Origin of the sequence: Kitasatospora sp. NPDC056181 (assembly GCF_042266225.1) — a bacterium.
Classification (GTDB): Bacteria; Actinomycetota; Actinomycetes; order Streptomycetales; family Streptomycetaceae; genus Kitasatospora.
Map to the genome: position 1 here is coordinate 1 of NZ_JBHJUK010000252.1, position 7,641 is coordinate 7,641.

The following is a 7,641-nucleotide window of genomic DNA, read 5'->3' on the forward strand; positions in this document are numbered from 1 at the left end:
ATCCGTCGGCCCACCCTTCTTGTCCCTTTGTTTTCGGTGATCGGACGGCCCAGCGGGTGATGGAGCAAGGGCGCGCGGCGGTTGCCCCCCCACCCCCCGACGCCCCCCGGGGTGGCGGTGGCCGGCCACCCGTGGGGGCCGGCCCCGGCGTCCGGCCCAGCGCCAGTCCCCTCAGGCCCGCGCCACGACCTCGCCCGACTCCACCTCCGGCTCCCGCGCCGAGTCCAGCTGCGGCTCGGCCTCCGGCTCCCGCGCCGAATCCGAATCCGCCGCCCCCGGGCGACGGCGCTCCGCCCACCGCACCACCGGCCCCATCGCGCAGCCCGCCGCCAGGAAGAACCCGCCCAGCAGCAGCCACCCGGGTGCGCCCCAGTCCAGCAGCAGCGTGGTCAGCAGCAGCGGTCCGACGGTGCGCGCCACCGCCACGCCCGAACCGAAGAAGCCCTGGTACTGGCCGGTCTGGTGGGCGGGCGCGAGGTCGAAGCTGATCTGCCAGGAGCCCGCGGACTGCTTCATCTCGCCGATCACCTGGAGCGTCGCGGCCACCACCAGGAGGCCGGCCATCGCCCAGACCGGGACGTCCCCGGCCGAGAGGGCGAAGACCGCGCAGGAGGCGAGCAGGATGACGCCCGCGTCGCGGACGGCGCGCGAGGCGGAGCGCAGCCCGGTCACGCCGCGGGCCGCGCGGACCTGGAAGGCCATCACCACCACGGTGTTGAGGACGAACAGGGCCGAGCCGAGCCAGGCGAGGTTCTCCGCCCTGGCGGCGATCCAGAGCGGGATGATCAGGCTGAGCAGCGGCATCCGCAGCAGCAGCACGGTGTTGACCAGCGTCACCACGGCGTAGGGACGGTCGGAGAGCACGGCCAGCTTCGGTCCGGTGCCCGGGCTCGCGGGGGCGGGCGGGACCTCGGGCAGACGCAGCAGGATCAGGCCGCTGACCAGGAACCCGACGGCGGTGACCGCGAAGGCGACCAGGAACCCGGTCCGGCTCCCGGTGCTCAGCACGACGCCGCCGATCGCGGCGCCGAGGGCCAGTCCGGCATTGAGGACCGCCTGCAACTGGGCGAGCAGCGTTGTCCGTTCCGCCCGGTCGACCAGGCCGCCGACCAGTGCCTGCCGGGCCGCCGAGAGCCCGGACTGCGTCGTGGCGTAGAGGCAGACGGCGACCAGGAACGGCACGAAGGAGCGGACCACCAGGAACGACGCGACCACCGCACCGGTGGCGAGCGCCAGCAGCACCGCCGTGCCGCGCGGTCCGCGCCGGTCGGCGAGGTGGCCGAGCGGGACACCGGCCAGCGAGCCCACCGCCCAGGCCACGGCCAGGCCGAGACCGAGCCGGGTGGGGGACATCCCGATGACCCGGGTGAAGTAGAGCGCGGAGCAGGTGTAGTACGCGCCGTCGCCGATCGAGCCGACCAACTGAGCGGTGGCGAGCGTCCGTTGGACGCCTGCGGGCGGGACAAGGCGGATCGGCAAGGAGACTCCCCCGGTGCGGCGGCCCCGCCGGGAGGCCACCCGTTCCTCTACTGACTGACAAGATCAATCCTAGGAGTCGGGTGGCCCAGTGGAAAGGTCCATTCACCACCCTGGCAGGTGGGCCACTTCGACGCCCCGGACGGCCCCGCCACCGGCCCTCTCCGCCGGGCCCCTCCACGGGTCCGTCCCGGGGCGCCCCACACGGACCCTCGGCGGCCGAACTGCCGTGCGGGAACGGACGATCCGTCACCCGGGCTTCACCTGGACGGCGGTACCGAGGCCGCGACCCGCCCGCCCGGTGCCGTCCGTATCCACTCCATCCGACATCCGGCGCCGCCCCATCCGCCATCCGGCGGGTTGTCCGGTCCGGACCGAAGTGCCCGTGTTGACCGGCCAGTAGCCCCCTCCTATGCTCGTCCGCGTTCGCGATCCGGCAGCGGGGCCGGGGCCGCCCAGGCCCGCCCGGCCGGAGCCGTCGCCGGCTCGAAGGGCTCCTCCCATCAGCACCTCCATCGCACCCTCGGGCAGCGCCCGGAACGCCACCGATCCCACCGCCGCTCCCGCCGCCGAGGCCACCGCCGCTCCCGTCACCGAGGCCCCGCCCGAGGCCGAGGCGGAGGCACCCGCGGCGAGCCCGGCCGGCGGACCCGCGGACCCCACCGGCCGCCGGCGCTTCCTCACCTACCTGCTCGCCGCCCCCACGCTCACCGTGGCCGCCCGGCTGGGTCTCGACGCCGCCGCGCCCGCCACCGCGCAGGCCGCCGTCCGGACCGCCGCCGAGCGGGCACTCGCCGAACAGACCTCCGCGCCGTCGCAGTTGCTCGGCCTGCCGGGCATCCCGGACATCCTCGACCTCGGCGACGCGCTGATCGTGGCCGGCCTGCCCACCTCCCACCTGCTGGTGCTGGAGGTCACCGCCGACGGACGCGCCGCCCTGCACCTCCCCCGCCTGGAAGTCGGCCAGGGCCTGACCACCGCCATCGCCATGCTGGTCGCCGAGGAGCTCGACGCCCGGCTCACCGACGTCGACGTCCCGCTCTCCGACGGCCGCCCGGAACTCCTCTTCAACCAGCTCACCGGCGCCTCCAACTCGGTGCGCTCGCTGTACGACCCGGTCCGCGCCGCTGCTGCCGCCGCCCGGGCCCGGCTGGTCACCGCCGCCGCCCACCGCTGGTCGCTGCCGGCCGGCACGCTGCGCACCGCCGACTCCGCCGTCCTCGCCCCCGACGGCCGCCGGGCCGGCTACGGCGAACTCGCCGCCGAGGCCGCGGGAATCGCCGTCCCGGCCGTGCCCGCCGCGCCCAAGTCACCGGACCAGCAGCACCTGGTGGGGCGTCCGACGGGCCGGATCGACGCCCGCGACATCGTCACCGGCCGCGCCAAGTACGCCGGGGACCTCGCCGTTCCGGGCGCCGTGCCCTGCGTGGTCGCCCGGCCGACCACCATCAACGGCACCCTCAGGTCGCTGGACGCCTCGGCCGCCCGCGCGATGCCGGGCGTGCTGGGCGTGGTCACCGTCCCGACCGGCGTCGCCGTCCTCGCCGAGACCTTCGACCAGGCGCTCAAGGCCCGCGACGCGCTGCTCACCTCCTGGAACCCCGGCCCGGTCGCCGCGCTCTCCGACGCCGACATCCGGGCCCGGCTGCGCGCCGCCCACCTGCCGTTCCTCGTCCCGCCGTTGCTCACCCAGTACGTGGACGGCGAGTTCGACTTCGCCTTCGTCAACCACGCGCCGATGGAGGTGCTGACGGCCGTCGCCGACGTGCGCCCGAACCGCGCCGAGATCTGGTTCGCCTCGCAGACCCCGATCGTCGCCCAGCAGACCATCGCCGCCGAGCTCGGCCTGCCGCAGGACGCCGTCACCGTCCACGTGGTGCGCGGCGGCGGCTCGTTCGGCCGGCGGCTGTTCTTCGACGCCGCGCTGGAGGCCGCTCGGATCTCCCGGGCGGCCGGCCGCCCGGTCAAGCTGATGTGGACCCGCAACGACGACATGCGCCACGGCCGGATGCGCCCCGCCAGCCACCACCGGGTCCGCGCCACCTACGGCCTCGGCCAGGTGATCAGCTACGAGCACCGGGTCGCCACCGTCCGGACCGACTTCCGGCACGGGCTCGGCGAGGCGCTCACCGCCGCCGGCTTCAACCTCTCGGTGGCCGGGATCAGCCTCGCCCAGGCGTTCTTCCTGCTCAGCGAGAAGAACCCGTACGACGTCGGCATCCCCACCCAGCTGCTCGCCGAGGTCCCGCTGGACATGCACACCGGCAGCTGGCGCTCGGTCTACTCCGGCACCGTCCGCGTCGCCGACGAGATCATGATGGACGAACTGGCCCGCCGCCTCGGCCAGGACCCGGTCGTCTTCCGCCTGGCCCGGGTCCGCGACGCCGCCGGCCGTGCCGTGCTCGACAAGGTCGCCCAGGCCGGCCGCTGGGGCCGCCCGATGCCCGCCGGCCAGGCCCAGGGCGTCGGCTACCACGACGAGAACGGCGGGCGCGTCGCCTACCTCGTCGAGCTGGACGCCACCGACCCGAAGCAGCCCCGCGTCACCAGGGCCGTGATCGCCGCCGACCTCGGACTGGTGATCAACCCCCGTGGACTGGAAGCCCAGTTGACCGGCGCGCTGATCGACGGCAGCTCGGTCGTCCTCCAGGCCGGCAACCACATCGACCGCGGCGCCGTCCGGGAGGGAAGCTTCGCCGACTTCCGCTACGCCCGGCAGCGCAACAGCCCGCCGTCGGTCGAGATCCACCTCATGCCGCCGAGCGGACCACCCGGCGGCGCGGGCGAGTTGGGCGTCCCGGCCGCCTCGGCGGCGGTCGCCAACGCGTACGCCCGGGCGACCGGCACCAGCCCGCGCTCGTTCCCGATCGACTTCTGAGCGCTCGACTTCTGAGCGCTCGGCCTCCGAGCGCTCAGCCTCCGAGCGCTCGACCTCCGGCCGCTCGACCTCTGCGCGTCCCCTGCGTTCAACCGACCCCCGAAGGGCGCAACTCCCCATGCCCAGCCACACCTTCGTCCTCAACGGGCAGCCCGTCACCGTCGAGGCACCGGACGACATGCCGCTGCTCTGGGTGCTGCGCGACAAGCTCGGCGTCACCGGCCCCAAGTACGGCTGCGGGGTCGGCGTCTGCCGCGCCTGCACCAGCCACCTGGACGGCGAGGAGTTCCAGCCGTGCACGATGGCGGTCAGGGACTGTGCCGGGCGCAGCGTCACCACGATCGAGGGGCTGGCGGACGGCGACACCCTGCACCCCGTCCAGGAAGCCTGGCTCGCCTGCGACGTCGCCCAGTGCGGCTTCTGCCAGCCCGGGCAGATCATGACCGCGGCGGCCCTGCTGCGCCGCACCCCGGCCCCGACCGACGCGGACATCGACCAGATCCAGAACATCTGCCGCTGCGGCACCTACCCCCGCATCCGCGAGGCGATCAAGCAGGCCGCCGCCCGCCAGGCTTTGTAGCGGTCCGCCCCGCCCGGCGGTGCGGGCGGGGCGGACCGGTTCAGCGGGCCGTCAGCACGCGCGCAGCCCGTTGTGGAAGAGCCAGTTGCCGTCCGCGTAGGCCCCGTAGACGAACGCGGTGCCGACGTACGGGTCGCCGTTCGGGTGGGACGCGGAAGTGATCCGGTACCACACGTTGCCCTGGTTGTTGATGTCCACACCCCTGATCCAGCAGTCGGGGGAGATCCAGTCCCCGGACCAGCTGAAGGACTGCAGGGTCAGGTCCTGGGTGACCTTGGTGGTCCCAGAGGACGAGTTATACAGGCCCACTCCGTGACCGCTGGGGTGGTCGTGGAGGAAGTACACCCCGTCGGCGGACGCGCTGCCCGCCGCCAGGCCGACGCCACCGGCCGCCAGCACCGCCACGGCCGCGAAGGTTGCGACGGTCGCGCCGCGCCGCCCGAGCCTGTGGAGGAGTCCCTTGCGCATGTCGATTTCCCCTGTCGTTGTCGTCTGTCGTTGTCGTCCCGTTGGCCGGTCGCCGTGACTGCGACGGCGGGGACAGCTGACCCGACCACCTGCGGTGTTCGGTACCGCCTGACGGAAACTGACAACAGCTGACTGCGGCGGCGGGCCGGCCCGGGAGCCGCCTTCCGCCGGGATCGTTCAACCGATGTCCGAACACCGCCGTCACGCGTCGCTATGATCCGTACGCGACAAGCGAGGAGCGGTGCCGGGGGATCTGACACCGTCTGACAGCGGGGGGCGTCATGGCGGAGCGGGAGTCACGACCGGGAGGCCCTGAACGCGTGAGAGCGGCCGAGGACTTCGCCGCCGAGTTGCGCAGGCTGCGCCGGGAGGCGGGCCAGCCCTCCTTCCGCACCATGGCGAGGAAAGCCGGCTCGATCTCCCACACCACCCTGTACGAGGCGGCCTCCGGGTCGAGGCTGCCGTCCTGGCCCACGACGAGGGCCTACGTCCAGGCCTGCGGCGGCGACGAGGCCGAGTGGCACCGCCGCTGGATGTCCACCACCGACGAGAGCCCGGCCGCCGACGCGGACACCCGGCCGGTGGTGCCCACGCCGGCGGCCGCTCCCGCCGAGAGCCCCGTGGAGCCGCCGACCTCGCGCGCCTCCGGGAGCACCGGACTGCCGCTACACCGTCACCGCCTCTGGACCCACGCGGTCAGCCTGCTCGTCGGCACGCTGCTCGGAGCCTGCGGCACGCTCGGTCTGGTCGCCTTCCGCGGCCCCGTCGCGCAGTCCGCACTGCCGCAGGACTGCCCGGTCGGCGACGCCGCCACCCGTCGGCCCGCCGAACCGGAGGCCGGCTCGGCCGCCCACCCCGCCCCTCCCGGTCCGTTTCCGGCGACGGACCGCACGGCGACCGCCGGCCCGGCTCCCTCCTGGGTGTCCCGGCCCGCCTTCGACCAGCAAATCCTCTCCGGCACCGACGTCGTCCTGCCCGTCCTCTCGCCGGTCACCCGCGGGGACGCCCTGATCGTGACGATGATGCTGACCAGCACCTGCCCCGGAAAGGTGACGGTGACGGACACCCAGGGCGACAGGTTCGGCATCGTCGGGGACGTGACGGACTCGCTCCGGCACCGGGTGCTCGTGCTGGCCGCCTTCGGGGTCCCCGCGCTGACCACGGCGGACGCGATCCACGTGTCCTACCCGCACTCCAGCAAGTACCACGTCGCGGTGGACGAGTTCCGCGGCGTCTCCGCCGCCCGGGGCAGCGCCCACGCCTCCGGCGAGAGCGGCGGGACCGCCTTCACGACCAGCGCCGGCCCGCTCGACTGCACCGCCGGCGACCTGCTGGTGGGCACGGTGGGCACCAACACCGGCACCGCCCCCGAGTTCAGCCCCGGCTGGACCACCCTCCCGGTGCTCCGGCTCTCCTCCTACCGCCTCACCACCGCCCACCAGGTCGCGACGGACTCCGGTCGCTGCGCCGCGACCGGACAGACCACCGCGCAGTGGGGCGCCGTCCTCGCCGCCTTCCACTGACCGGGCGCGTTGCCGCCCCGGGCCTGCGCCCCGGCCCCCGCCGGAGCGGCTCAGACCTTGCGCGGGTCACGGCCGAAGAAGGCGGCCAGCCGGTCGTAGGGCGGCGCGTCCTCGGGAACGGTCACCTCGGGGCCGAAGGCGCGGCCGTCCTCCTCGCTCCCGCGGTACTCGGGGCGCAGCGCGCCGCGGCCCCAGGCGAGCGAGGCGCGGGCCACGTCGTGGTCGAGGCCCGCCGTGGACTGGCCGGTGGCGCGGGCCAAGTCCCAGCCGTGCACGGCGAACTCGGCGATCTGCTGATCCACCGGGAAGCGTGCGGGCAGCGTGCCGCCCCCGGGGATCTCGATGGTCCCGGAGAGGTCCCCGGCGTTCCGCCAGGCGGCGACCAGCTCCTCGGCACCGGCCTCGAACGCGTGCAGCCAGTCGTCCTCGACCCGCTCGAAGGGCTGCGACCAGTCCGGGTTGCCGCCGTTCGCCCGGACGGTGAACTGCCGCAGGTCGTGGAGGAGATGGCTGATCAGGTCGGCGACGTCCCAGGAACGGCAGGTCGTCGGGTGACCAGCCTGCTCGGTGCCGGCGCCGTCGATCAGGCCGGCGGTCTGCGCGAGCGCCCGGGCGAGCAGGTCGATCGGGTCTTCCGCTGCGGTCATGGCGACACCTCTTCGGGGCTGGGACATGTGCTCGGACCGGCCGATCGTAAACGGGACCGCCGCCACCGG

6 protein-coding genes are annotated in these 7,641 nt (G+C 74.5%); 3 read left to right on the forward strand and 3 right to left on the reverse strand.

The features are described 5' to 3' along the window. Positions 1-171 precede the first annotated feature (171 nt). Positions 172-1,479, reverse strand: coding sequence for an MFS transporter (locus tag ACFC1F_RS41930; RefSeq protein WP_376166907.1), 1,308 nt, complete (start codon positions 1,477-1,479; stop codon positions 172-174). Between the two features lie 409 nt (positions 1,480-1,888). Here ACFC1F_RS41930 and ACFC1F_RS41935 point away from each other — a divergent pair, with 409 nt between their 5' ends. Together ACFC1F_RS41935 and ACFC1F_RS41940 are read left to right on the forward strand one after the other, a co-directional pair. Next, on the forward strand, positions 1,889-4,354 hold the full coding sequence (locus ACFC1F_RS41935; protein ID WP_376166909.1) for a molybdopterin cofactor-binding domain-containing protein: 2,466 nt from the start codon (positions 1,889-1,891) through the stop codon (positions 4,352-4,354). Between the two features lie 118 nt (positions 4,355-4,472). Next, entirely contained in the window at positions 4,473-4,934 is a 462-nt protein-coding gene (locus ACFC1F_RS41940; protein WP_376166910.1) for a (2Fe-2S)-binding protein, read from the forward strand. Positions 4,935-4,985: 51 nt separating this feature from the next. On the opposite strand, the gene ACFC1F_RS41945 is transcribed toward ACFC1F_RS41940, so the two are convergent. Further along, entirely contained in the window at positions 4,986-5,402 is a 417-nt protein-coding gene (locus ACFC1F_RS41945; RefSeq protein WP_376166912.1) for a hypothetical protein, read from the reverse strand. A gap of 320 nt (positions 5,403-5,722) precedes the next feature. Between ACFC1F_RS41945 and ACFC1F_RS41950 the strand changes: the two genes are divergently transcribed. After that, positions 5,723-6,925: a helix-turn-helix domain-containing protein gene (locus tag ACFC1F_RS41950; RefSeq protein WP_376166914.1), complete on the forward strand. Its 1,203-nt coding sequence runs from the start codon at positions 5,723-5,725 to the stop codon at positions 6,923-6,925. A 50-nt stretch (positions 6,926-6,975) separates the two neighbouring features. On the opposite strand, the gene ACFC1F_RS41955 is transcribed toward ACFC1F_RS41950, so the two are convergent. Then, entirely contained in the window at positions 6,976-7,572 is a 597-nt protein-coding gene (locus ACFC1F_RS41955; RefSeq protein ID WP_245205021.1) for a TIGR03086 family metal-binding protein, read from the reverse strand. Positions 7,573-7,641 lie beyond the last annotated feature (69 nt).